The sequence below is a fragment of the Streptococcus sp. DD10 genome (assembly GCF_001578805.1).
Lineage (GTDB): Bacteria > Bacillota > Bacilli > Lactobacillales > Streptococcaceae > Streptococcus.
Map to the genome: position 1 here is coordinate 137,713 of NZ_KQ969158.1, position 24,812 is coordinate 162,524.

The 24,812-nt window shown below is 40.6% G+C and carries 18 protein-coding genes, 2 pseudogenes and 2 riboswitches; of the genes and pseudogenes, 13 read left to right on the forward strand and 7 right to left on the reverse strand.

The window, feature by feature from the left end:
* The first annotated feature begins 494 nt into the window (after positions 1-494).
* The 7 genes from STRDD10_RS03705 to STRDD10_RS03735 all read left to right on the forward strand — a co-directional run bounded on the left by STRDD10_RS03705 (position 495) and on the right by STRDD10_RS03735 (position 8,573).
* The gene (locus STRDD10_RS03705) at positions 495-1,625 is read left to right on the forward strand and encodes an ABC transporter ATP-binding protein (RefSeq protein ID WP_067193230.1); all 1,131 of its coding nucleotides are present in this window, start codon (positions 495-497) and stop codon (positions 1,623-1,625) included.
* Between the two features lie 429 nt (positions 1,626-2,054).
* Positions 2,055-2,143: riboswitch (glycine riboswitch) on the forward strand.
* Positions 2,144-2,226: 83 nt separating this feature from the next.
* Positions 2,227-3,558 carry an alanine/glycine:cation symporter family protein gene (locus STRDD10_RS03710; RefSeq protein ID WP_067193232.1) on the forward strand — a complete coding sequence of 444 codons (1,332 nt, stop codon included), beginning with the start codon at positions 2,227-2,229 and terminating at the stop codon, positions 3,556-3,558.
* A 344-nt stretch (positions 3,559-3,902) separates the two neighbouring features.
* Entirely contained in the window at positions 3,903-4,772 is an 870-nt protein-coding gene (locus STRDD10_RS03715) for a mechanosensitive ion channel family protein (protein ID WP_067193234.1), read from the forward strand.
* A gap of 8 nt (positions 4,773-4,780) precedes the next feature.
* Complete coding sequence (locus STRDD10_RS03720; RefSeq protein WP_067193236.1) at positions 4,781-5,413, forward strand: DUF4352 domain-containing protein; 633 nt, start codon at positions 4,781-4,783, stop codon at positions 5,411-5,413.
* Positions 5,414-5,879: 466 nt separating this feature from the next.
* Complete coding sequence (locus STRDD10_RS03725; RefSeq protein ID WP_067193238.1) at positions 5,880-6,857, forward strand: ABC transporter substrate-binding protein; 978 nt, start codon at positions 5,880-5,882, stop codon at positions 6,855-6,857.
* A gap of 9 nt (positions 6,858-6,866) precedes the next feature.
* A complete protein-coding gene (locus STRDD10_RS03730) occupies positions 6,867-7,760 on the forward strand; it encodes an ABC transporter permease (protein WP_067193240.1) in 894 nt (297 codons plus the stop codon).
* A 9-nt stretch (positions 7,761-7,769) separates the two neighbouring features.
* A complete protein-coding gene (locus tag STRDD10_RS03735; protein ID WP_067193242.1) occupies positions 7,770-8,573 on the forward strand; it encodes an ABC transporter ATP-binding protein in 804 nt (267 codons plus the stop codon).
* Between the two features lie 973 nt (positions 8,574-9,546).
* Here the strand turns inward: STRDD10_RS03735 and STRDD10_RS03740 are convergent.
* Complete coding sequence (locus STRDD10_RS03740) at positions 9,547-10,032, reverse strand: GNAT family N-acetyltransferase (protein WP_067193243.1); 486 nt, start codon at positions 10,030-10,032, stop codon at positions 9,547-9,549.
* A gap of 30 nt (positions 10,033-10,062) precedes the next feature.
* Positions 10,063-11,409, reverse strand: coding sequence for an NADP-specific glutamate dehydrogenase (gene gdhA, locus STRDD10_RS03745; RefSeq protein ID WP_067193245.1), 1,347 nt, complete (start codon positions 11,407-11,409; stop codon positions 10,063-10,065).
* 305 nt (positions 11,410-11,714) lie between these two features.
* On the opposite strand from gdhA, the gene STRDD10_RS03750 reads away from it, so the two are divergent.
* From STRDD10_RS03750 to STRDD10_RS03760, 3 genes are all read left to right on the forward strand, one after another.
* Positions 11,715-12,650: a dihydroorotate oxidase gene (locus tag STRDD10_RS03750; protein ID WP_067193246.1), complete on the forward strand. Its 936-nt coding sequence runs from the start codon at positions 11,715-11,717 to the stop codon at positions 12,648-12,650.
* A 286-nt stretch (positions 12,651-12,936) separates the two neighbouring features.
* On the forward strand, positions 12,937-13,872 hold the full coding sequence (msrB, locus tag STRDD10_RS03755; RefSeq protein WP_067193248.1) for a peptide-methionine (R)-S-oxide reductase MsrB: 936 nt from the start codon (positions 12,937-12,939) through the stop codon (positions 13,870-13,872).
* Positions 13,873-13,935: 63 nt separating this feature from the next.
* Positions 13,936-15,237 carry a TRZ/ATZ family protein gene (locus STRDD10_RS03760; RefSeq protein WP_067193250.1) on the forward strand — a complete coding sequence of 434 codons (1,302 nt, stop codon included), beginning with the start codon at positions 13,936-13,938 and terminating at the stop codon, positions 15,235-15,237.
* Between the two features lie 162 nt (positions 15,238-15,399).
* On the opposite strand, the pseudogene STRDD10_RS11870 reads toward STRDD10_RS03760, so the two are convergent.
* The 5 genes and pseudogenes from STRDD10_RS11870 to folP all read right to left on the reverse strand — a co-directional run bounded on the left by STRDD10_RS11870 (position 15,400) and on the right by folP (position 20,362).
* Positions 15,400-16,658 (reverse strand): annotated as a pseudogene (locus STRDD10_RS11870) (DUF308 domain-containing protein).
* Positions 16,655-17,472, reverse strand: a pseudogene (gene folK, locus STRDD10_RS03770) (2-amino-4-hydroxy-6-hydroxymethyldihydropteridine diphosphokinase). The pseudogenes STRDD10_RS11870 and folK overlap by 4 nt, the downstream one beginning before the upstream one ends.
* Positions 17,473-17,555: 83 nt before the next feature.
* A complete protein-coding gene (gene folE, locus STRDD10_RS03775) occupies positions 17,556-18,110 on the reverse strand; it encodes a GTP cyclohydrolase I FolE (protein WP_067193251.1) in 555 nt (184 codons plus the stop codon).
* Positions 18,107-19,390 carry a bifunctional folylpolyglutamate synthase/dihydrofolate synthase gene (locus STRDD10_RS03780; RefSeq protein WP_067193253.1) on the reverse strand — a complete coding sequence of 428 codons (1,284 nt, stop codon included), beginning with the start codon at positions 19,388-19,390 and terminating at the stop codon, positions 18,107-18,109. The genes folE and STRDD10_RS03780 overlap by 4 nt, the downstream gene beginning before the upstream one ends.
* 3 nt (positions 19,391-19,393) lie before the next feature.
* Positions 19,394-20,362 carry a dihydropteroate synthase gene (folP, locus tag STRDD10_RS03785; protein ID WP_067193255.1) on the reverse strand — a complete coding sequence of 323 codons (969 nt, stop codon included), beginning with the start codon at positions 20,360-20,362 and terminating at the stop codon, positions 19,394-19,396.
* Positions 20,363-20,462: 100 nt separating this feature from the next.
* Positions 20,463-20,553, reverse strand: a riboswitch (THF riboswitch).
* A 469-nt stretch (positions 20,554-21,022) separates the two neighbouring features.
* Here folP and STRDD10_RS03790 point away from each other — a divergent pair.
* From STRDD10_RS03790 to STRDD10_RS03800, 3 genes are all read left to right on the forward strand, one after another.
* The gene (locus STRDD10_RS03790) at positions 21,023-22,909 is read left to right on the forward strand and encodes a beta-glucoside-specific PTS transporter subunit IIABC (RefSeq protein WP_067193257.1); all 1,887 of its coding nucleotides are present in this window, start codon (positions 21,023-21,025) and stop codon (positions 22,907-22,909) included.
* Positions 22,910-23,021: 112 nt separating this feature from the next.
* Complete coding sequence (locus STRDD10_RS03795; RefSeq protein WP_067193259.1) at positions 23,022-23,837, forward strand: PRD domain-containing protein; 816 nt, start codon at positions 23,022-23,024, stop codon at positions 23,835-23,837.
* A gap of 9 nt (positions 23,838-23,846) precedes the next feature.
* A complete protein-coding gene (locus tag STRDD10_RS03800) occupies positions 23,847-24,776 on the forward strand; it encodes an ROK family protein (protein ID WP_067193260.1) in 930 nt (309 codons plus the stop codon).
* Positions 24,777-24,812 lie beyond the last annotated feature (36 nt).

The window sequence follows — 24,812 nt, forward strand, 5'->3', positions numbered from 1 at the left end:
AAGCATCTGCCAGGTCTGCTTTTCTCTATCGGTTTGTTTTTCCACTTGAAATAGAGCATGTTCCAAGACCAAATAAAGGTGGCGAAAGCCAGTATAAACAGTGTAAAAAAGAGGTCAAATATTGTCTCATAAGTGTGCGATAGATGCGAGAAAATGTAGGGCAAGCATTAAGAGGGGCAAAAGAATGTGCCAGACCATGCCTAGCACCAAGGAAAGCCCAATGATAACCAGCCCTTGATTGACCTCGGGGCGCCGTTTTTTGCGAGTAGCGTAGAGGCAGATGGGAATGGGGCTGAGTGCCAAGCAAACGATGGCAAGCAGGTTGATACCATTTGGAAAGCAGAACATAGCGCTTCAAATAAAATCTCAAAAAGATGGAAGTATTTTTGTAAACCTGCACAAAGGGACAGTATATTTTTGTGCAAGGTGACCTAGAAAAATAAAACGCTTTCATTTAAAATAAAGGTAATCATAAAACAAAGAGGAGACCACTCATGGTACAACTGAATTTAAAAAATGTTTATAAAAAATATCCAAATGCTGAACACTATTCTGTTGAAGACTTCAACCTCAATATCAAAGATAAGGAATTTATCGTATTTGTAGGTCCTTCAGGATGTGGTAAGTCAACCACTCTTCGTATGATTGCAGGACTTGAAGACATTACAGAAGGGGAAGTTTATATCGACGAGACTTTGGTCAATGATGTGGCACCAAAAGACCGCGACATCGCCATGGTTTTCCAAAACTATGCTCTTTACCCACACATGACTGTTTACGATAACATGGCTTTTGGTCTTAAACTTCGGAAATACTCTAAAGAAGACATTGACAAACGTGTAAAAGAAGCAGCTGAAATCCTTGGATTGACTGATTTCTTGAGTCGTAAACCAGCCGACCTCTCAGGTGGTCAACGCCAACGTGTTGCCATGGGACGTGCTATAGTCCGTGATGCTAAAGTATTCCTTATGGATGAGCCACTCTCAAACTTGGATGCTAAACTGCGTGTATCTATGCGTACAGAAATCGCTAAAATCCACCGCCGTATCGGGGCAACGACTATCTATGTAACCCATGACCAAACTGAAGCCATGACCTTAGCTGACCGCATCGTTATCATGTCTGCGACTAAAAATGCTAGTGGAAATGGGACTGTTGGACGTGTTGAGCAAATCGGTACACCACAAGAGCTCTACAATTCACCAGCTAACAAGTTTGTTGCAAGCTTTATCGGTAGCCCAGCCATGAACTTCTTTAATGTAACTTTGAAGGATGGTGTTTTGACGAACGGCAAGAACTTTAACATGCCACTTCCAGAAGGACAACGCAAGGTTCTGGAAGGAAAAGGTTATGCTGGTAAACAACTCATCTTTGGTATTCGTCCTGAAGATATCAAAGCCTCTCAATTAGAACTGAATACGTTCCCAGATACTAGTCTTGAGTCTGAAGTTATCGTATCTGAATTACTAGGCTCTGAATCTATTCTTTACAGCAAAGTGGACGACTTCGAGTTTACTTCACGTGTCGATGCGCGTGATTTCCACCAACCAGGGGAATCTGTTCGTTTGGCTTTTAATCTCAATAAAGCACACTTCTTTGATGTAGAAACTGAAAAAACTATTTAAGTTTAACTTAATGTATCACGATACAGCCAGACTTGAAAGGGTCTGGCTTTTATTTTTGCTTAGCAATAAGAAATCGTAATTCATGAAATAGTATTAACGATTCTAAATGATTTTTGTTTATTTATAACTTAGGACTAGGAGCTTGTGAAAAATGTTTTATTATTGCATCGAGGTGTAAACGAGGTAGAGAATTGTTTTGTATGCTAGATTAATGATAGGAATTCGATGATGAAGTTGCTCTATTGTATAGAAACGATTTAAGTTCATGGGTTACTTTAAAATATGTATAAAAAATGAATGAATGTTATTTTTTATTAATTATTTTTTAAAATTTGCTTGACAATATCGAAAAATTCTTTTAGAATAATAGAAAATTAAAGAACAACACCGAATGAAATTTTTCAGAAGCGATTCTCGTGACTGTGAAATGGACGGAACTCTGGAGAGACCATGATGGCACCGAAGGGGCAAGGCGGGAAACTGCTCAAACTCTCAGGTAAAAGGACAGAGCTAAGGATGGCTTTTTTGCTTGTCCCAGCATATCCAGAGTACATGTTTTTAACATGTACTCTTTCATTTTTTAGGTGTGGAAAGGGATAGTATGTTAAATCTGTTAAACCAAATTGATGCCTTTGTCTGGGGACCACCCCTTTTATTCCTTTTAGTAGGGACAGGAATCTACCTGACAATTCGACTGGGGCTTCTTCAAATTACACGATTGCCTCAAGCTTTTCGTCTAATTTTTACTTCAGATAGTGGAAAAGGAGATGTATCTAGTTTTGCAGCACTTTGCACGGCTCTGGCAGCTACAGTTGGGACTGGGAACATCATTGGGGTAGCAACAGCTATTAAAGTAGGCGGACCGGGTGCCCTCTTTTGGATGTGGATGGCTGCCTTCTTTGGAATGGCGACCAAGTATGCCGAGGGGTTGCTTGCCATCAAGTACCGTACAACTGATGAAAATGGGGCTGTTGCAGGAGGTCCTATGCATTATATTCTCATCGGGATGGGAGAAAAGTGGCGTCCGCTAGCAATCTTCTTTGCAGTTGCAGGTGTCTTGGTAGCGCTCCTTGGTATCGGGACCTTTACCCAGGTCAACTCCATCACCGAGTCCGTGCAAAATACTACTAGCATAGCACCAGCTCTCACGGCGACTATCCTAGCGATTCTAGTAGCTGTTGCGGTGTTTGGAGGCCTCAAGTCTATCTCTAATATTTCAACAGCAGTTGTGCCATTTATGGCTATTATCTACATCATTGGGACGCTGACGGTTATTGCTTTTAACTTGGATAAAATTCCTGGAACACTTGCCTTGGTCTTTACATCAGCTTTCAGTCCCGTAGCAGCAGTTGGAGGTTTTGCAGGGGCAAGCATCCGCACCGCTATCCAAAATGGTGTGGCGCGTGGCGTTTTTTCAAACGAATCTGGGCTTGGTTCAGCTCCTATCGCTGCAGCTGCAGCTAAGACAGATGAGCCAGTGGAACAAGGGTTGATTTCTATGACAGGTACCTTTATCGATACTCTCATCATCTGCACCTTGACTGGTTTAACCATCCTCGTTACAGGTGTGTGGAACAGTAGCTTAGACGGGGTTTCTCTAACTCAGTCAGCCTTTTCAACAGTCTTTGGAAACTTTGGACCGAGTCTTTTGACGGCATTTTTAGTTCTTTTTGCTTTCACGACTATCATCGGTTGGAACTACTATGGAGAGCGCTGTTTCGAGTTTCTTTTCGGGGTTCAGTTTATTTGGCTTTACCGCCTTGTTTTCGTGGCAATGGTTTTATTGGGTGGTTTTATTGAACTAGATATGGTTTGGGTCATCGCTGATATTGTCAATGCACTCATGGCATTGCCGAATTTGATTGCCCTTCTTGTATTGTCACCTGTTATTATCGCAGAAACTAAAAAGTATTTTACTAAAAAAGATAAGTAAATGATCCGCCTCTGGCGGATTTTTTGTTAATAGGATTATAAAAATCGCCAAATAAAATTAGTTCATTAAGTAAATGAGTTGACAAAGAATACTTTTGATTAGATTTCAAATAGTGGGAGTGAGAAAGTTATTTGTAAGTCACAGAGGTTAGAATAGGACAGACTTTCTCGTAGATAAAACGTAAGATGTCCAGTACAGAAAAGAGTTTATTGAAATGACACACAAAAAGATGCTAGGACACATTATTTAAGAATTTTTGCAAGGGGAACTTTTCTCATTTCTTACTCCCATAACCTAAAAAAACGAGTCTCTTCCCTCTTTATGGTATAATAGAACAAAGAAGAATGAGGTTTCCTATGAATATACTAAACCGTTACTTGGCTCAGTTTAATTGGACGCAAATATTGGATGATAGCTTTTCTAAGCTAATTTCACTTTTACTCTTATTTATTATTTTTTACCTAATCAAAAAGATGGTTCATCTTTCTGTTAAAAAAATTATTGCACCATCTTTAAAACTCTCCACCCAAGATGAAGGACGGCAAAAAACGATACTGAAACTAGTGGAGAACGTTCTCAACTATGCTCTTTATTTCTTTTTGATTTATTGGATACTATCTATCTTGGGGATGCCGGTCTCTAGTCTTTTAGCTGGAGCAGGGATTGCAGGGGTTGCAATTGGGATGGGGGCACAAGGCTTTCTTTCAGACTTAGTTAATGGTTTTTTTATCCTTATTGAACGTCAGTTGGATGTTGGTGATAATGTTCGCTTGACAAATGGTTCCATTACGATTTCTGGGACAGTTGTCAGTGTCGGAATTCGAACAACTCAGGTCCGAGGTGCAGATGGAGTCTTGAACTTTGTCCCGAATCGCAATATAACTGTTGTCAGCAATCGTTCTCGTGGGGATATGAAGGTTTTGGTGGATCTCCCTCTTTATGGTAATACAGATTTGGATAAGGTTTACCAGATAATAGAGGAAGTGAATCAATCTCAGATGAAAAACTACCCAGATGTGATAGAAACTCCCACGATCTTAGGACCAAAGTTGGATACTAATGGGCAGTTCTATTTTAGAGTCAGTCTGACTGTTAAGGCGGGAAAGGAAACCACTATCTACCACACTTTTTATAGGTTTTATCATGACGCACTCTTAGAAGCAAGGATTGAATTGCCGACACCTACTAATTCTGGAACAATTACGAAGAAATGAGGGGAAAAATGACAAATCATATTCCAAAAGAAATCATAACAGATGAAGGGCATGTCTATCATTTACAAAAACCGCTCCATAAGCAAGGTTGGTTTTGGGTCTCCTTAGCCAGTTGGTTATTGTCTGGTTTACTATTTATTACATTGATAGCTGTTATTGTACTGAATAGCTTTTTAGTCTCAAATGGGGGAACAATTCAGAACTATTTAAATGGTGGAGGGTATTATCAGAATGCGAATGCCTATGAGGAGAATTCTTTAGGTGAAGCAGCCTATCTATACGATGACAGTAAGTTAACGGTAATGTCTATCCAGCAAGATAGTAAAAAAGTATTAGCAGATGATGCGACAGGACGGGCAGTTGTTGTTCATATCGAGCTAGAAAATCAATCTAAAAAACCCGTTCTCCTTAATCCGTATCTCTTCTCTTTGTTTGATCAAGAAGGAAATGTCTATTTATTGGATGCTTCAACCTTTGAACAAGGAGCATGGAATCAGAGTATTAAGGCAGGAAGCACTGTAGAACTTGATCTGATTTTTGATGGTGAGGAGAGTCAAGGAAGCTACCATGTAATCTATGACGACATGATTCGCTGGTGGCAGGAAGAATTGGGAACAACAGCAAGCAGTAGTGAAATTTGACATATCTGATTAAGTACAACAACAAACTGGATGTTTTGTATCAACATCCAGTTTTTTTGATTTCGCATACTCTAGGATAAATGTTTGTTTTTTTATGCAAGGAATAGAAAAAATATTAAAAACTATTGACAGGCGAGTAAAAATAAGGTAAGATAAAAAAATAAATAATGAAAGTAGAAAAAAATGAAACACATACAAGAACTCATCACACAAGAATTTGAATTTAGCTTCTTTAGATAGTGTTTGTATACATGACTTCATGGGTACAAACAGCACAAGCACCTCGTTTGTATCTATGTGGCTAAGATTTTTGATTGCAGTTTATGAAAAGTTTTGATAAACTGAGATTCTTGATGATGGTCCATAGAGAAATCTCTAAATGGACCGATATCAATCTTGTTGTAAAGTGTTATCAACCGTTTAGAGTAATCTCTAAGCGGTTTTATTTTTTGTATAGGAGTTGGATATGAAAGTGATAAAAAAATTACTTGCCCCCCTTATTGTTGTAGGACTTCTACTGACCTCACTTTTGACCTTACATCAACTAAAGTCGAGTAAAAAGGCTAATGTGAAACGGATTGGAATTTCTCAATACATCACTCATAAGTCACTAGATGCCACACGAGATGGCTTTATCGAAGAGCTGGCAAAAGCTGGTTATGTAAATGGGAAAAATATTGAGATTGATTTGCAAAACGCCCAAGGTGAGCAACGGAATTTGAAAAATATCTCCAAAAATTTATCTGAATCAAGTGATTTGATTTTCGCGATTGCGACACCGTCAGCTCAAAGTTTGGTCAACACGACTAAGACGGTTCCAATTCTCTTTTCGGCAGTGACGGATCCACTTGGGGCTAAATTGGTTTCAGATTTACAAAAGCCAGGAGGAAATGTTACGGGGACAAGTGATCAATCTTCGACGGCTATTTCTACTCAAGTTGATTTGATAAAAAAAGTGAAACCGACTGCTCAGACGATTGGAATCCTGTATACACAGAGTGAACCAAATTCTGTTGTTCAAAAAGATGAAATCAAGGCGATTCTTAACTCGAAAGGCTTTACAGTTGTAGAAAAGACAATTTTAGATAGTAACAATGTAAAAGCGGCGGCAGATAGCTTGATGTCAGAGGTGGACATGGTTTTTGTTCCAACAGATAACATTATCTCCTCAACAATGGAGACAATCAAACAATTGTCTATTAAGCATCAGGTACCGGTCTTTGGTGGTTCAACGGAGATGGTTAATATTGGTGGACTTTATAATTATGGAACGGATTATACTGAATTAGGAAGACAGAGTGCCCGGATGGCAATTCGTATTCTTGAGGGAGAAAGTCCAAGTGACTTGGCAGTAGAACTGCCAGAGACCATTGAGTTGCATGTCAATAAGGAGATGGCAGATGCTCTTAATATTGATGTGACGACTTTAACAGTAGAAAACTAGGAGGTAAAAATGAACTTAGTATTATCTAGTTTATCCGAGGGAATGCTCTGGTCCATCATGGGAATTGGAGTCTATCTAACCTTTCGAGTACTTGACATTGCCGATATGACAGCAGAAGGAGCTTTTCCTTTAGGTGGGGCAGTTGTCGCAGCACAGATTCAGTCAGGAACCAATCCTTGGTTGGCTACCTTTGTTGCCTTTATAATGGGGATGATAGCGGGACTCTTGTCTGGAATTTTGCATACCAAAATGAAGATACCTGCCCTTTTAACAGGAATTGTCACCTTGACGGGACTGTATTCGATTAACATTAAAGTTATGGGTGGTGTTCCTAACCTCTCGATTGGAAATAATCATACTGTTTTCAAAAGCTTGATGCAACTAGGATTAAGCAATGAACAGGCTGTTTTTTCCCTTAGTCTAATTTGCCTTCTTGTAGTTTGTAGTGCCTTAACATTACTAATGAAGACGCAAATTGGATTAGTCTTGCGTTCAACTGGTGACAATATAGCTATGAGTGAAGCAAATGGAGTTCATGTAGACAACATGAAAATGCTGGGTTATATGATTTCAAATGGCTTGATTGCTCTCTGTGGTGCTCTTTTCGCGCAAAATGATGGCTTTTCTGATGTAACTTCAGGGACTGGGACAATTGTAGTTGGTTTAAGTGCTGTCATTATTGCTGAAGTTTTGGTTAGAGAATTAACAATCGGTTGGCGTCTCCTTTCTATTGGTATTGGAGCCATTGTATATCGTTTAATTATCTTGAATATTTATGAAATTCCAAATTTAGATCAGAATCTAGTACGACTCTTTAATGCAATTTTACTCGCATTTGTTCTCTTTGCTCCGGAATTGCAAAATCGACTGCGTATTCGTGGATTTAAATTAGGAAGTAAGTAGGAGGAAGTGATGGCAAGTTTATTATCAATTGAAGGTGTCCATAAAAGTTTTGAAGTTGGAACTGTCAATGAGAACCATGTTCTTAGAGGACTGGACTTAGAAGTAGAAGAAGGAGATTTTATCTCAGTAATTGGTGGAAACGGTGCTGGGAAGTCTACTTTGATGAATATCTTAGCGGGGAACCTCACTGTAGATGAAGGAGATATTAAGTTGGAGGGAGAATCCATCAAGCAGGTCAGCGTTCGAAAACGAGCTAAAAATATCGCCCGTGTTTTTCAGGATCCTAAGATGGGGACAGCTTCAAACCTAACTATCGAGGAAAATATGGCTATTGCACAACGGCGCGGGAAAAATCGAGGTCTAACTTGGGGAGTGCGTGAGAAAGATAGAGAACATTTCCGTATAGCCCTTAAGGAGTTAAATATAGGATTGGAGGATCGACTTAAGGCGGAAACTCAGTATCTATCAGGTGGACAACGACAGGCCCTAACTTTAGTTATGGCAGCCTTGGTTAAACCAAAACTCCTCTTGCTCGATGAGCATACAGCAGCCCTTGATCCCAAAACCAGTGCTATGGTGATGGACTTAACTCAAAAAATTGTAGAAGGTCATAACCTAACAACCCTGATGATTACCCACGATATGACTCACGCGATTGAATATGGCAATCGCTTGGTCATGCTTTATCAAGGACAAATTGTGGTAGATGTGCGTGGTGAGAAGAAAAAAAATCTGACAGTCCAAGACTTGATGAAACTCTTCCAAGAAAATAGTGGACAAACTCTAGTTAATGATGAGCTGATTTTAGGTTGATGATAAAAGCTATAGGTGTTAGTTGTAACTAAATTTTTTCAAGTTAAGATTTAGAAATAAAAAAGGAACTTAAGGTTTTTGCCAAAAGTTCTTTTTTGTATAAACTCTAGTCGCTAAAGGGCCTGCTGGGAGGATTTGACTAAATCCCAAGTTTCTTCTTGATAGCAATCAAATGAAATTGTTTTTCTGTTTAGCATGGTCTCAATCTCGTGGATAAGCCATTTGATATTGAGTGAGGTAGAGAGTACACTTTGCTGTTTCATTTGTAAGTCACTAATACAGTCGGTAACTTCTTGCGCTGCTAGTTTTGGAATGCAGCAATTGGTCTTGTAAGGTCTGCAAGAGAATGAGTGTATCTTGGGTTCTTGCTTGATCAGCAGTTGATAGATAAGAAAAAAATTGTACCATAGTCTTACCTCCTTTTATTTGGAATTCATTATGGTTTACATTATAGCAATCCAACTTTAATTTAGCAAGAATTTATGGGTAATAATTGCATATTTTTTCAATGACATGACTTTATATACCAAATAATTTGATAGATAAAAATGAAGGATTCTTTTTAAATGATAAATTTAACGATTGTTAGCAGAAGGTGAGTTTTCATTTATGAAAATATCCCGAGGAAAATAGGGACTAGTGTCTCCATTTTACCTCATTTTTGAGGATGAAGCATTAAGTAAAGATAGAAGTGAATCACTGTGTCAGTTTATTTCTTTATTCTTGTTTCAAGAGTTTTAAAGATTGAAGAACCTTTTTGTACGTTTAAAAAACCTCAATCAAGAGATTGAGGTTTAAATTTATTATGTTAAACGATACCTTGAGAAATCATAGCGTTGGCTACTTTTTAGAAAGTAGCGATATTTGCTCCTGCAAGGTAGTCAGTACCAAAGCCGTATGATTCAGTAGTTGTTTTAGGTATCTTGAGGATCTAGATCCTGATGTCTTTGAGACGGTCAGAATATACTGCCATCTATTCATCTGATAAGAGGGATTTTATCATCCAGATATTCATAGCTGGGTGGCCGGCGGCGTTAGAAAGTGGTTCTTGCAGTGATGTGAAACCATAGTGTTGATAGATGGCCACGGCCGTAGCCAGTTCAGTAGAGGTTTCTAGATAAAGCTGTTCATAACCAGCTAGGCGGGCTTCCTGGAATATCCGCTTTATCAACCTGCTGGAATAACCTTTGCCACGGCTATTTTTAGTGACATACAGTTTTTGTAATTCAGCAATCTTATCGGACACAGGTGCAAAGCCACCGCAACCAAGCAGCTGATCTTCATCTTCCAGAACAAAGTAAGCTGCTCTCTCTTGTTGTTGATAGTAGTCGGCCAAATGATCTAGATGAGAATCAAAGTAGACCGTTCCTGGTTTGTCAAGCCCGAATTCTTCTAGGCTAGCTCGAATGAGTTGCGCTACAGCTAGATTGTCTCTCACTTCCATTGGCCGTAAGTTCATGATTGAGCTCCAATAGGATGTATATACTAATTAAACGATACCTTGAGCAATCATCGCGTTGGCAACATTTTCAAAGGCAGCGATATTGGCACCTGCCAAGTAGTCTTTTCCAAGATCATAGGTTTCAGCAGTTGTTTTAGCTGTATTGAAGATGTTGGTCATGATGTCTTTGAGGCGTCCATCAACTTCTTCACGGGCCCATGAAAGGCGAAGGCTGTTTTGGCTCATTTCAAGCGCTGATACAGCTACACCACCAGCGTTAGCAGCTTTGGCAGGTCCGTAAAGGATTCCGTTTTCTTTGTAGACTTTAATCGCATCAAGGTCACTAGGCATGTTAGCACCTTCTGATACGCAGATAACGCCTTGAGCAACCAAACGTTTAGCTGCGTCGCCATTGATTTCGTTTTGAGTCGCACATGGAAGAGCGATGTCGTAGTTTCCAGCGTAAGTCCATACAGAACCTTCATGGTAAGTAGCAGTTGCTTTCTCAGCTGCATACTCAGTCAAACGAGCACGACGTTTTTCCTTAACATCAACCAAAAGATCGAAGTCGATGCCGTTCTCATCGATGACATAACCGTTTGAGTCAGAAACAGAGATAACTGTTGCACCAAGTTCTGTCGCTTTTTGAAGAGCGTATTGGGCTACGTTACCTGAACCTGAAATAACAACTTTCTTACCAGCAAAGCTGTTACCGTTAGCTTTAAGCATTTCTTCAGTGTAGTAAACCAAACCATAACCAGTTGCTTCTGGACGAATCAAGCTACCACCAAATCCAAGAGGTTTACCAGTCAAGACACCAGCATCAAATTGGTTAAGGCGTTTGTATTGACCATAAAGGTAACCGATCTCACGTCCACCAACACCGATGTCACCAGCAGGAACGTCAAGAGATGGTCCGATGTATTTTTGCAATTCAGTCATAAAGCTTTGGCAGAAGCGCATCACTTCAGCATCTGTTTTGCCTTTTGGATCAAAGTCAGATCCACCTTTACCTCCACCGATTGGAAGTCCAGTCAAGACGTTTTTAAAGATTTGTTCGAAGCCGAGGAATTTCAAGATCCCTTGGTTTACCGTTGGGTGGAAGCGAAGACCCCCTTTGTATGGACCAACAGCTGAGTTGAACTGTACACGGTAACCGCGGTTTACTTGGATGTTTCCTTCGCGGTCAACCCAAGGAACACGGAAGCTAATCACGCGCTCAGGTTCCGTAATACGTGCCAAGATGTTTTCTTCAATGTATTCTGGGTGTTTTTCAAAAACAGGTTCTAGAGTGCTGAAAAATTCTTCAACAGCTTGGAGGAACTCAGCCTCATGGCCATTACGAGCTTTTACAGTTTCAAAAGCGTTTTGGATATATTCTTTAGCAGTTGTCATAGAGATTCTCCATTTCTATCATTTATAAAACAAAACTATGTCATGTTTTATTACATCTGCTATTATAACAGAATTTCTTTCCCTTGTAAATAAAAAAGTTGAATTTTCTAAAAATTCGAACAATTCATCCCTCTATTTTCTCTCATTATATCTTCGAAATAGATGAATGATGAGATGATTTTTAGTATTAAATTACGGAAATTGATGGTATAATAGTAAAAAATAAAGAGTAGTCTTTTTAATGATTGTTTTTTACGCTTAAAATAACAATCTTAAAATACATGTTTCATCAAAAAGGAGTACCCATGCCATCAACTAAGACTAGTATCGCAGGAATTCACTTTAAGAACTGCCTGATGAATGCAGCAGGTGTTGCCTGCATGACGATAGAAGAGCTGGAAGGAGTGAAAAACTCAGTAGCAGGAACCTTTGTAACTAAGACAGCAACACTAGATTATCGTGAAGGAAATCCAGAGCCCCGTTATCAGGATGTGCCCCTAGGGTCCATTAACTCTATGGGTCTACCCAATCAGGGATTGGACTATTATCTGAATTACTTGTTGGAATTGCAGGAAACAGAACCAGATCGAACTTTCTTCCTATCACTAGTAGGAATGTCACCTGAGGAAACTCATACGATTTTGAAACAAGTTCAAGCAAGTGAATTTAAGGGGATAACAGAATTAAATCTTTCCTGTCCCAATGTTCCAGGCAAACCACAAATAGCTTATGATTTTGAAACGACGGAGACAATATTAACAGAAGTATTTACCTACTTCACAAAACCATTAGGTATAAAATTGCCTCCTTATTTTGATATTGTTCATTTTGATCAAGCAGCAGCTATTTTTAATAAATTTCCTCTAAAATTTGTCAATTGTGTGAATTCGATTGGAAATGGCCTGTATATTGAAGATGAGTCTGTTGTAATTCGTCCTAAAAATGGGTTTGGTGGTATCGGTGGGGAATACATCAAACCAACAGCTCTCGCGAATGTTCATGCCTTCTATCAACGGTTGAAACCAGAAATTCAAATTATTGGAACAGGCGGTGTTTTAACTGGTCGGGATGCTTTTGAACATATTCTTTGTGGGGCAAGTATGGTACAGGTTGGAACGACTCTTCATAAAGAAGGAGTGGAGGCCTTTGATCGCATTACGGCAGAACTAAAAGCCATTATGGAAGAAAAAGGCTATGAACGTTTGGAAGACTTTAGAGGAAAACTACAGTATATCGAGTAAACAGATAGGAGAGGCTGGGCAAAAGTGTCCAGCCTTCGATACATAAGAGGAATAACAGAATACCTAGTGATTGATTGGCATTTTGAATGCTTTTGGACGATTTAAAGATGACTTAACGAAGGAAAGCTGATCTCGCTTATCTGTAACCTAAACCAATCTCCTAGATTAGTTGTTCTGTGTGGAGTGGGAAAACAAACTTTTTTAGTTAGAAGGAGTTTTTCCTTTGTTTTATCTTTTAAGGTAGGAAGTTTTTTAACGAAAGAATGTCAAAATAGGAGGAATTGAAATGGCTGTCATTTATCTTGCAGGTGGTTGCTTTTGGGGGTTGGAAGCTTATTTTGCTCATATTAAGGGAGTGGTGGAGACAGCAGTTGGTTATGCTAACGGTCAGGTTGAAACAACTCATTATCAATTGCTCAAAGAGACAGACCATGCTGAGACAGTTGCAGTTACCTACGATGAGGCTCGAGTAACTTTAAGAGAAATCTTGCTCTACTATTTTCGAGTAATTGATCCTTTTTCTGTTAATAGACAAGGGAATGATAGGGGGCGTCAATACCGAACAGGGATTTATTACCAAAATGAAAATGATAAAAAACGAATACTAGGATTGGTGGCAGAAGAGGAAGTTTTGTTGGGAGGAAAAGTTGCAGTTGAGGTTGCGCCTCTTTCACACTTTATATTGGCTGAAGAGTATCATCAGAATTATCTAGAGAAAAATCCTGCGGGATACTGTCATATCAATATTTTAGATGCACATGAACCTTTAGTAGATCCAGCGAATTATCCTAGGCTAAGTCAAGCAATTTTAAGTGAAAAACTAACGAATGTGCAGTATTGTGTGACTCAAGAAGGAGCAACAGAGCCTCCTTTTCAAAATGAATATGATCAAACCTTTGAAGAGGGGATTTATGTAGATATCACATCAGGGGAACCTCTCTTTTTTGCAAAGGATAAATTTTCTTCCGGCTGTGGATGGCCTAGTTTTAGTCGTCCTATTGCCAAGGATTTGATTCTTTACTATCAGGATAAGAGTCATGGTATGGAGCGGATCGAGGTAAGGTCACGTGCAGGAAATGCTCACTTAGGTCATGTGTTTACAGATGGACCTGTTGAAACGGGAGGGCTTCGTTACTGTATTAATTCAGCTTCCTTGCTCTTTATCCCTAAGAATGAAATGTCAGTAAAAGGCTATGCTTATCTCTTGGATTATATGGATTAAGTAGTGTAGAGTCATGATCATTCGGGCTTTTAAATAGACTCAACAAAGAATGAAAGGACAAAAATGAAAGTATATAAAAATGTAAACATAGTGACTTGTGATTCGGATTTCCATGTGTACTTAGAAGGGCTGCTAGTGACAGACGGAGATGTGATTGCTTATGTTGGAGCTTATGAGGATACGTGGGAAAAACAGGCACAGGAAGTAGTGGATATGGAAGGTGCGTGGATGATGCCTGGTTTGGTAAATACCCATACCCATAGTGCCATGACACTTTTGCGGGGGATTTCAGATGATGAAAATCTTCATGAATGGTTAGAGAAAACAATCTGGCCAGCAGAAAGCCGTTTTACTCCTGAAGTGACAACAAGTGCTGTCCAATTAGCCTTGTATGAAATGCTACAGACTGGTACCACAACCTTTAATGATATGTATAATCCTTCTGGTGTTGATATCAAGCAAATTTATGAGGTTGTAAAGGTTTCTGGTATGCGTTGTTATTTTTCACCAACCATGTTTAGTACACCACGTGAAACAACTGCAGCGACTCTAGAACGCACACGGAAAATTATCGAGGAAATTCAGTCCTTTAATGATGAACGTTTTCGAGTAATGGTAGCTCCTCATGCCCCGTATACTTGTGAGGAAGATTTGTTGTTGGGAAGTCTTGAATTGGCGAAGGAATTGGAACTTCCTATTCATATTCATGTTGCTGAAACAGAAGAAGAAAATAAGATTATGTTAAATCGGACTGGTCTACGTCCATTAGACTATCTAAAGTCCTTGGGGTATTTGGAACAAAGAGGGATTTTTGCCCACAGCTTGGAATTAATTCCGTCAGAAATAAGCCTTTTAGCAGAAAGTTCAGTTTCGGTTGCCCATAATCCAATCAGTAATTTAAAATTGGCTTCAGGGATTGCGCCGATAGTGGAACTCATGGATGCAGGAGTGCGAGTTGGTTTTGCCACGGATTCTGTTGCTTCAAATAATAATTTGGACCTTTTTGAAGAGGCTCGTACAGCTGCTTTTCTCCAGAAAATGAAATACAAAGATGCTAGACAGTTCCCGGTGGAGATGGTCCTTCGTACGATGACGCTAGGAGGAGCAGAAACACTCGGTATGGAGGATCAAATTGGAAGCTTAGAAGTTGGTAAGCAAGCAGATTTTATCATCATTGATCCGAGAACGAAAGCTCATCTCTACCCGATGAATCGGATGCTGTCTCATCTAGTCTATGCGATAAAAGGCGGTGATGTTGATCAAGTTTATATTGCAGGGAAGCAAGTGGTAAAAGATGGACAAGTCTTAACTATTCATCAAGAAAAACTGTTCCAGCAGATAACGGAATTGGGTGTTATTGAATAGAGAATGGTTCGTATTCTTATTTAAAGTTGGATGAGAAAGAAAACCTTTCGAAAGAATTGTGAACGAGTTGAGAAAGGGGGATGAACCGTGAAACGTTAAAGAGACAAGATTGGGAACGAGAAGTTTCCAATCTTGTCTCTTTGACTTTTTTATACCTTAGGATCAATAGATTGTTTTGCTAACCACAAGACTATTTGGTTTGCCATATTCTTTATCTAAATAGTCTTGATAGGTACCTGGTGTGATGAAGCCTTTAAGATTTAGAATATCAGTACCCACTTGGCCAATGGTGGAATCTGCTAGTAGAACACAATTAGTACTTAAAACAAAGTAAGTCTTGAATTTTGAAGTTTTGAATTTATAGAGTTGAGCATTCGCATCCTGCATAAGAAGATAGGGATAACGATATCCTTTGCTCCCTTCTTTTTTTGAACACTCTCACTAGTTGGAATCCAGGGAACGAGTAGTTGATCGATTTGAGTAAGGCGTTTTTGAACAGCTGTTTCCTGTTCTCTTGTTAGGGCGAGACCATAGCTAAATAGAGTTTTTTGGCTTTCTTTTTTGCAAAGTTCGATATATTTTTCACGATCTGCTTTAAAAAGGATTCCATCACCAATGGACCCGAACAATCGCTCAGAGCTAGCATCGTAGGAGCCATAGGAAATGACTCTTCCTTGATAGCAGATGTCGACATGGCCGATAGTTGATGAAGATCTCGATAGTAGCTTTTTGTCCTTCTTTTTCTAGTAAAAAAAGGGATTCTGTTGCATTCTTGTCCTTCAGCTCAAACAGTTCATTGACCTTTTTTAAAGTATTGATGGGGATAAATGCTTTAAAAAGATGGGCAAACAGACTCGGAGATGGCGTTTCAACGCTCTGTTTTCATAAACATTATTGAAAAAAATCCCATCTCGAAGATCAGTTGCACCTAGAGTGAGAAGGTAACATCCTAACAATAGTAGTTCAAAGTTGGCTGCATCGTGAAAAGGTGAAATACTATAAAATCCGAAAGCTCCCATCCAAATGGCATCAAAAAGATAGTGTAGGCGAGGGGTGATTTGATTATTTTTATAAATCAACCAGGTAATCAAGCAGATGCTGGCTGTGAAAATTTGATAAAAAGCAATGATGAGAACAATGAGATAAACAGTCAAGTTTTGTGCTTGAATGGATCCTAATAGATAGGCTGAGAGAAATATCTTGGAGAATGTGATAAGGAGATTTTCACGATTTCTACGTGGTTGAAAGCTTCGTCTCATTAGACTCCAAACTGCAGTTGAAAATAGATAAAGTAAAAAGAGTAAATAGCCCAAACGGGGAACTTGATCCCCAAAAATCATTAGAGCAGTGCCTAATAAGATGGAGGAGCTACCTTTAAGAATGCTCTGCCGTTTGCCAAAGATTGCAATTGACTTTTTCATTTATGTTCCTTTAGCTCTAGGTATAGCTGTCGGATAGGACGCTTCAGAACAGGGTGAATAAAATGAGGCGCAATTTCATTTAAGGATTCAAGGACAAAGTCTCGTTCTGCGATATAGGGATGGGGGAGGATGAGAGTATCAGTGTAGGTAGTAGTATTACCTAAAAAAGTAAATCTAAGTCAATTATACGAGGTCCCCAGTGAATTTCTCGTACTCGTCCCATTCTGTTTTCAATTGTAAGGAGCGTGTCAAGAAGTTTATCCGCTGTCCACCAAGTTTCCACCTCGATAACTTGATTAGCAAAACTATCTTGCTCCACACCACCCCAAGGCTCTGTAGCAAGAACGCTGGATTGTTTCATTACAGTCAAACCAGACTCCTGGAGCTTTTGGATGGCTGTTTGGAGGTTTTTAACTTTATTTCCCAGATTCGAACCTAGCCCTATAAAGGCTTTTCTTCTTTTTCGATGAAGGGTAATAGAGCAGGTTTCAAGAGGTAGATGGACAGGAGCCCAAGGTTTTTTGAGAGTGAGAGTGGTTTCAGAAACGATGGGATAGTGAGAAAAAATTCGCTCAATGAGTTTGTAGGCGACAGTCTCAATTAAGTCTTCGCTTTCTTCTTGACACCAGTCTGTCAGTTGCTGGCAGAGGACACCATAGTGGATCGAAGCCTCCAAGTCAATCTCTGTCGCAGCGCGTGTCATGTCATAGGTCAAATCAAGAGAAATGATAAACTTTTGACCTAGTTCTTTCTCAGGAGGAAAGAGTCCGTGGTGGGCGAAAATTTCTAGATTTTGTATGTGTAATTGATCCATGTTTTTATTTCGTAAGTAAGAAAAATCTGCTTAAAAGCAGATTGAGGAAATGGGCAATAGATAGAGGTTCTACGGTAAGAGAATTATTTCCCCATCAAACGATAGGCTTGGTCTCGAAGGTCTTTATCTGTTTCAAACAGTCCACGTGAGACGCTAGTAACAGTTGAAGTGCCGGGTTTTCGCACTCCACGCATGTTCATACACATATGCTCGGCTTCAATAACCACCATGGCTCCTTTAGCTCCGAGATAATTGATGAGTGCATCTGCAATCTCGATATTGAGACGTTCTTGGATTTGTGGCTTTTTAGCATAGACCTCCACAGTTCGAGCTAGTTTGGACAAGCCTGCAACCCGACCGTTTGGGATATAGGCAATATGAGCTCTGCCATAAAAAGGTAGGAAGTGATGCTCGCACATGGTATGAAAGGAAATATCTTTTTCTACGACCATATTGTCATCCAAGATTTCAAAAGATTTGGATAAATGCTCTTCAGCAGTTTTTCCCAGACCAGAGAAAATTTCTTCGTACATGCGAGCGATACGAGCAGGGGTTTCTTGTAAGCCTTCACGATTAGGATTTTCACCAACAGCTTCGATAATCAGTTTGACTGCTTCTTGGATTTTTTCAGTATTCATTGTTTCTCCTTGAGTAGGTAGGGCCGGACTTGAGCCAGAAAGTAGAGGGAGCCAGTTATGACAAGCATATCTCCCTTTGGAAACGTTTTTTTGAGAAATGACTGCCAGTCGCAAAAATGAAGATTTTCAGTCCTGGCTAGCTTCTGCATCTGTTGTGCAGAGATTGCACGACTATCTTCAAAGCTTGTAAGGGTTATATCGGCAGAGTGGACATTTTGTAGTTGTCGAACCATTGTTGTTTCTTCTTTGGTTTTAATACAAGAAAAGAGGATGTGCTTGGTTTTATTAGGATAGCGACTATTGAGGTTGTCTACTAGTCGTTCCATGGCATGAGGGTTGTGAGCACCATCGATAAGGATGAGTGGATCATATGTTACAATCTCCATTCGACCAGGCCAGCGAATCTTGTGAAAGGCTTGTTGAATAACCTCGTTAGAGAGTAATGTTCGCCCCTCTTGTTGGCAATAAGAATCAAAAATCGTTAAAGCTAGTCCAGCATTTTCAGCTTGGTGCTGTCCTAAAAGTGGGCTAGTTATTTGGGGACAAGTACGTAAACTACTTTGGTAGCTAAAACTCTCACCAGCTTCACTACTGACTAAATTTTTTATTTGGTAGTCTTTTTCAAAGGAAAGAATAGGTGCTTCAAGGCTGTTTGCACGTTTTATGATGACCTGCAAAGCAGCAGGAGCGATTTTTCCTGTTACTAAGGGAATCTGCTCTTTGATGATTCCGGCCTTTTGCTCTGCTATAGCTTCTAAGTTATCTCCCAAGAGAGCCACATGATCCAGTCCAATGGTTGTGATAGCTGTTAGTATAGGCTGGCAGACATTGGTTGAATCGAGCGTTCCTCCCATCCCTACTTCCATGATGGCAATATCCACTTCTTTTTGAGAAAAGTAGTCAAAGCTGATGGCAGTGATGATTTCAAATTCTGTTAAACCAAGCAAGTCCTTTTGGTGGTGGAGTACCACCTCTTTGTAACTGTGTAAGAATTCTTGTAATTCTGCTTCTGAGATACTGGTGCCGTTGATAGAAATCTGATCATGGTAATCAATCAGATAAGGAGAGGAGAAAACGCCGACTTTCAAACCAAGAGCTTGTAAAAGTTGGCTAAGATGAGCCAGGGTAGAACCTTTGCCATTAGTACCAGCTAGATGAATGACAGGCAGGGATTTGTGTGGATGATTTCGCAGCGCTAGTAGCTTTTCCATACGCTCTAAGCCGAAGTTTGGCTGGTCTGTTCGAAAGGTGATCAACCAAGATAGATCAATTGTTTTCATAGATTAGTTTTTATATGCTCCAAGATTCAGATCCGTTGCATAGTCAGCCAAGCGGATAGCATCTCCTATCTCGGCTGCTAGTTTATGGTAGTATATGTCGTGTACTCTTAGTACCTCGATGCCTTCTTTTGCTGCCATCATGGTTAGATGGCTTGAAGCGATATCCCGATTGGTGAATCCAGTTGGGTGATCTGGATTAAACTCAAAACCATTTTCCTCTAGGATATTTGAAATGAAACGTTTGCGTGACACTCCAAGGAAGATGGGAAATCCTAGTTTTTTTAATCCTGAGAGATTCTGTAAGAGTATAAGATTTTCTTTTTTTGTCAAACCAAAACCAATTCCAGGATCTACTAGTATGTTTCCAATAGAGACGCCTGCTTTTTCAGCTTTATCTATGGATTTTTTCAAAAAAGTAAGCATGAGTGAATGGATAGGAAGCTTGGCAAATCCTGCTAGTTCTTCCGCTGTAAAGGCTGGTTTTTTCCCAAAACTTGGAAAAATAGTCGAACTAGGGTGATTGGGGCGTACCATGACAGGGTTAAACATGAGAATAGCTCCCGCTTGTTTGCTTGCTACAATACCAGCCATTGCTTCATCTCCAAGAAATCCCGTGATATCGTTGACTAGATTTGCTCCAGCATCTAAAGCAGCTGCAGCTACTTCTGATTTCCAAGTGTCAATAGAAATTGGAATATCAGAGAATTGGCGAATACCTTTAATCACAGGAAGGACGCGAGCAATCTCTTCCTCAATCGAAATAGTATGGCTCCCTGGTCGAGTGGATTCCCCACCGATATCGAGCATACCAGCTCCAGCATCGATTAACTCTTTTGCATGCTGGACAGCACGGTCTACAGTCAGGTACAAGCCGCCATCTGAGAAAGAGTCAGGTGTGATATTTAAAATGCCACAAAGCACAGTACGATTTTCCTCGCCCTGCCAGTGATCTGTATAGATTAATCTTGTCATAATCTCCCCTTTGGACTAGAAAAAAGCCCACCAAAAGTGCGCTGTCTAGGTGAGGATTTTGGACGCTAAGCTTAGCAACCGAATGCCCCATATCAATCCCAACAGCGGATGCAACAGTCGGTCGCGTGCTAGACTTCGTTTCGCAACAACTTCCCATTTGCGAACACTTAACGCCTTCTGTCTACTCTGTTTGTAAAATGGTAAGATTTTAAGAGTAAATACTAGTTTTGTTCGCTTCACATATTTATTGAATTGAACAAATCATTTACATTAAAATCTATTTTTTTCTATTATAATGCAGAATGCTTTAAAAGTCAAAGGAAGACAGAATTTCTTTTAAACAGGTTTGCATGTTTACTCGAGATGTTACCGACCGAATGCTCAAGAAAAAATAAGTTTTATCTACACATTTTTTAAAATGTGTAAAAATTTTAAAAAATGTGTAGAAAACGCTTGCAAAAAAAATTGAATTATGGTATACTTAATTTATGGATTGTTACTGGTCATGCAGGCAAAACCTAAACAAATACAAGATAGAAGTAGCTCTGACTACGGTTTCTATTTGGTATGTGTTTAGGTTTTTTGTTTGTCAAAAAGCATTTATAAAAATGTTTTTACAGAGAACAAAAACCAAACAAAGTAAAAAATGGAGGATCCATTATGGCTAAGTATACAGAATTAGCTCAAGATATTTTAGACCACGTCGGTGGACGTGACAATGTCAGCAGTCTCAAGCACTGTGTGACCCGCTTGCGTTTCTGTCTTAAAGACGAGAGCAAGGCCGATACTGACTACCTCATGCAGCGCGATGGTGTCGTGACTGTTGTGAAGGCTGGTGGCCAGTATCAGGTGGTTATCGGAAACCACGTGCCAGACGTTTACGCAGAGGTGCTAGCTGTCGGTGGCTTGCAGGGAGCAGGCTCAGTTGATGTTGACGAAGGCGATGGGGTTAAGAAAAATCCTTTGGATGCCTTCATTGATATTGTATCCTCTATCTTTCAGCCCTTTCTTGGTCCTTTGGCAGCGGCAGGGATTATCAAGGGTATTGTTGCTATTTTGACCGCCTTTCTAGGCTGGACAGCAGCCAATAATGGAGTTGCTTTGGTCTTAACGGCAGCAGGGGATGGGTTCTTCCAATTTCTACCCTTTATGATCGCCCTTAATGCTGCTCGTAAGTTCAAGATGAATGAATTTACAGGGATGGCGATTGCGGCAGCTCTTGTTTATCCCAACTTGGAAGCGAGTGTCAAGGCTCTTAGTGAGGCAGGAGCAGCCAATTTCTTTGGTATTCCGCTTTCTATGCCAGGAGGCGGTTACCTTTCTACCGTTATTCCAGCGATTTTAGCGGTTTGGGTGGCTTCTCACATTGAGAAATTTATGAAAAAAGTGACACCAGATACCATCAAGCTTTTCATTGTTCCATTTGTGACCTTGCTGGTGTCCGTTCCTTTGACTTTCTTGTTGGTAGGACCGATTGCCAATACAGCTTCTAGTCTCATTGCCACTGCCTTTACAAGCATTCAAGCCTTTAGCCCAATTCTCTATGGATTTGTACTTGGTGTTTTATGGCAAGTCATGGTTATGTTTGGACTTCACTGGGGCTTGGTACCGATTGCCATCCTAGATGTGATGACCAATGGATTTTCAAGCTTGCTTGCGGCAGCTCTCTTGCCAAACTTTACTCAAACTGGGGTATTGGGAGCGATTATTCTCAAGACAAAAGAAGAAAAAGTCAAAGCGGTTGCTATGCCTGCCCTCATTTCCTCCATCTTTGGGGTTACAGAACCGGCTATTTACGGGGTTACCCTCCCAATGCGGACACCATTTATCATCTCTTGTGCGGTTTCTGGGATCGTCGGAGCCTTTGTGGGTGCCTTTAATATGACCATGTACTCCGTTGGGGCTATGGGAATCTTCCTTTATCCATCTCTTGTGACTCCAGATGGAGACTTCTCTCATGTTTACGTGGCCTTGATCGGAACTGCTATTGCAATTATTGCTTCCTTTGTCATCCAATTATTTGTACCCGTTCCAACCCTTTACGCTAAGAAAGAAGACCAGGTAGAACCTGTTTCAGAAGAAGAAAAAACAGTAGTGGCTCAAACCGTTGTTAGCCCTCTTACGGGTGCTGTTGTTCCCCTTGCTTCAACGCCAGATGCTGTCTTTGCTAGTGGCGCTATGGGACAAGGAGTGGCTATCGAACCAAGTATTGGGGAAGTGGTAGCTCCTGCAGACGGTGTAGTGCGCCTGCTCTTTCCCACCAACCATGCTATTGGTCTTGCGACAGATGAGGGAGCAGAACTTCTCATCCATGTCGGAATGGATACGGTGGAGTTAGACGGGAAAGGCTTTACCGCCCATGTCGTGCAAGGATCAAAAGTCAAAAAAGGCCAACTCCTACTCAGCTTTGACATGGAGGCGATTAAGGAAGCTGGCTATCCAGTAACAACACCAATCATCGTAACCAATACAGTCAACTATGAAAGCGTTGAGACGCTTGCAAGTGGTACGATCGAGTTTGGGGAAGAGTTGTTGAGGCTTGATTAGCTCTCATTGAAGAGAAATTTTCTCAAAGGATTGGTACCAAGAGTGTGGGGAGAAACTCTCTGCATTCTTTTTTTGTGATATACTAAAAGGAAGAGAAAATCAAGGTGATGGAATGATTATTCATAAAATTTATAATAACAATGTGGTGCTCTCCGAGGAAAAGGATCAGGAAGTAATCCTAATGGGTAAGGGCCTAGCTTTTGGCAAGAAAGTCGGTGAGGAACTGGCTGGAAGTCTTATCGAAAAGCGCTATTTCTTGTCCCAAGAAAGCCACCAACTCTTTGTCGATTTGCCAGCTGAATTGATGGAATTAGCAGATAAGGTCATTTCTTTTGCGAAAGCAAAGCATGAACTGAGTCTCAAAGACAAGGCCTTTATTAGTTTGGCGGATCATATGCATGGGGTTGAACAGCGTGTTCAAGATGGTTTTTTTATGAAAAACTTTCTCATGTGGGACATCAAACGCTTTTTTCCGAAAGAATATGAAGTGGGCCTTTATGCAAATGAACTCCTAAGTACCTATCTTGGGCAGGAATTGCCAGATGATGAAGCTGGATTTATGGCCTTGACCATCGTCAATAGTGGCCTCCAACAGAACAGTACGAACGCTCATAGTCTGACGCAACTGATGGAAGAGATCATGACGATTGTCAAATATAGTTTAGAGACTCCCTTGGAAGAGACTGATATCTATGTTCAACGCTTTATCACCCATCTTAAATTTTTTTGTGAGCGGGTTTTGACGGATAAAGGGCAAATGGAGTTAGAAGACAATGAGATGTTTGAGTTGCTCAAAGTCAAGTATCCACAGGCTTATAGCACGACAGAAAAGATTGCCACTCATCTTAAACAGACCAGGGATTATCAGGTATCGGAGGATGAGCAACTTTACCTGACCATTCATTTGTCACGCATGAAGCGTGGGTAGGAGAAGGATATGTTTATTGGAATTGACATCGGTGGTACCCAGATCAAATCGGCCCTAGTGGCAGCAGATGGTTCGCTCTCATCGAAGGGCTTGATCGATACGCCCCAGGAGAAAGAAGCCATCTTGCAGGCTCTGTATGGCATTATCACGGACTTGCAAGCGAAAGCCATCATCTCAGGAATCGGCATCAGTGCTCCTGGGGTTATTACCCGTGATGGTTTCTTTTTAACGGCAGGAGCAGTTCGAGGTCTCTACGGGTTACATCTCAAGAAAGATCTGGAAGAGCGCTTTTCTCTACCTGTCTTTGTGGAAAATGATGGCAAGGCGGCTGCGATTGCAGAAAGATGGTTGGGGCATGCTCAGTCGGTGGACAACTACCTCTGTATTGTCTTGGGAACTGGTGTCGGAGGGGGCATCGTTCTAAATGGTCAAGTTCTTCGTGGGATGACTGGAGCTGCGGGCGAATTCAGCTGGATGTTGACGGAAAGTGGTCAGGAGCAGATAGGGATTGAAGCCTATCTAGCTGGACACATGGGGGTCTTGATGGGTCTCTGTGAACGCTTTAACCAAAAGGAAATAGCGGTTAATCCTGCCTTTGAACCGACTCGCAGTGCCCTTTCTATCTTTGAGCAGGAAGCTAGTAATCCCCGAGCAGCTGCAGCCATCGAGGAATATGTGCAGGAAGTGGCCCGCAATCTATGGAATATGGTCGCGATTTTTAATCCAGAGCGGATCTTGATCGGAGGGGGCATCAGTGCCAATCCAGACTTTATCGATCGGGTTCATCAGGCCTTAAGAGATGTGATGGATCAGCACATCATGATCCAGGAGGTCAAAGACCAGCTTATGCCCCAGGTGGGAGTTGCAGGACTTCGCAATGACGCAGGCTTGCTAGGCGCTGTCTATCAGTTGCAAGAAGCACTCAAAAAAGAGGAGTAACTTCCCTTTTTTAAAAATTTGATAGAGAAAAAACTT

Excerpts from the sequence above, each read along its gene's own strand:
- STRDD10_RS03705 (WP_067193230.1), top strand. The coding sequence starts at position 495 with ATGGTACAACTGAATTTAAAAAATGTTTATAAAAAATATCCAAATGCT.
- STRDD10_RS03710 (WP_067193232.1), top strand. The coding sequence starts at position 2,227 with ATGTTAAATCTGTTAAACCAAATTGATGCCTTTGTCTGGGGACCACCC.
- STRDD10_RS03715 (WP_067193234.1), top strand. The coding sequence starts at position 3,903 with ATGAGGTTTCCTATGAATATACTAAACCGTTACTTGGCTCAGTTTAAT.
- STRDD10_RS03720 (WP_067193236.1), top strand. The coding sequence starts at position 4,781 with ATGACAAATCATATTCCAAAAGAAATCATAACAGATGAAGGGCATGTC.
- STRDD10_RS03725 (WP_067193238.1), top strand. The coding sequence starts at position 5,880 with ATGAAAGTGATAAAAAAATTACTTGCCCCCCTTATTGTTGTAGGACTT.
- STRDD10_RS03730 (WP_067193240.1), top strand. The coding sequence starts at position 6,867 with ATGAACTTAGTATTATCTAGTTTATCCGAGGGAATGCTCTGGTCCATC.
- STRDD10_RS03735 (WP_067193242.1), top strand. The coding sequence starts at position 7,770 with ATGGCAAGTTTATTATCAATTGAAGGTGTCCATAAAAGTTTTGAAGTT.
- STRDD10_RS03740 (WP_067193243.1), bottom strand. The coding sequence starts at position 10,032 with ATGAACTTACGGCCAATGGAAGTGAGAGACAATCTAGCTGTAGCGCAA.
- gdhA (WP_067193245.1), bottom strand. The coding sequence starts at position 11,409 with ATGACAACTGCTAAAGAATATATCCAAAACGCTTTTGAAACTGTAAAA.
- STRDD10_RS03750 (WP_067193246.1), top strand. The coding sequence starts at position 11,715 with ATGCCATCAACTAAGACTAGTATCGCAGGAATTCACTTTAAGAACTGC.
- msrB (WP_067193248.1), top strand. The coding sequence starts at position 12,937 with ATGGCTGTCATTTATCTTGCAGGTGGTTGCTTTTGGGGGTTGGAAGCT.
- STRDD10_RS03760 (WP_067193250.1), top strand. The coding sequence starts at position 13,936 with ATGAAAGTATATAAAAATGTAAACATAGTGACTTGTGATTCGGATTTC.
- folE (WP_067193251.1), bottom strand. The coding sequence starts at position 18,110 with ATGAATACTGAAAAAATCCAAGAAGCAGTCAAACTGATTATCGAAGCT.
- STRDD10_RS03780 (WP_067193253.1), bottom strand. The coding sequence starts at position 19,390 with ATGAAAACAATTGATCTATCTTGGTTGATCACCTTTCGAACAGACCAG.
- folP (WP_067193255.1), bottom strand. The coding sequence starts at position 20,362 with ATGACAAGATTAATCTATACAGATCACTGGCAGGGCGAGGAAAATCGT.
- STRDD10_RS03790 (WP_067193257.1), top strand. The coding sequence starts at position 21,023 with ATGGCTAAGTATACAGAATTAGCTCAAGATATTTTAGACCACGTCGGT.
- STRDD10_RS03795 (WP_067193259.1), top strand. The coding sequence starts at position 23,022 with ATGATTATTCATAAAATTTATAATAACAATGTGGTGCTCTCCGAGGAA.
- STRDD10_RS03800 (WP_067193260.1), top strand. The coding sequence starts at position 23,847 with ATGTTTATTGGAATTGACATCGGTGGTACCCAGATCAAATCGGCCCTA.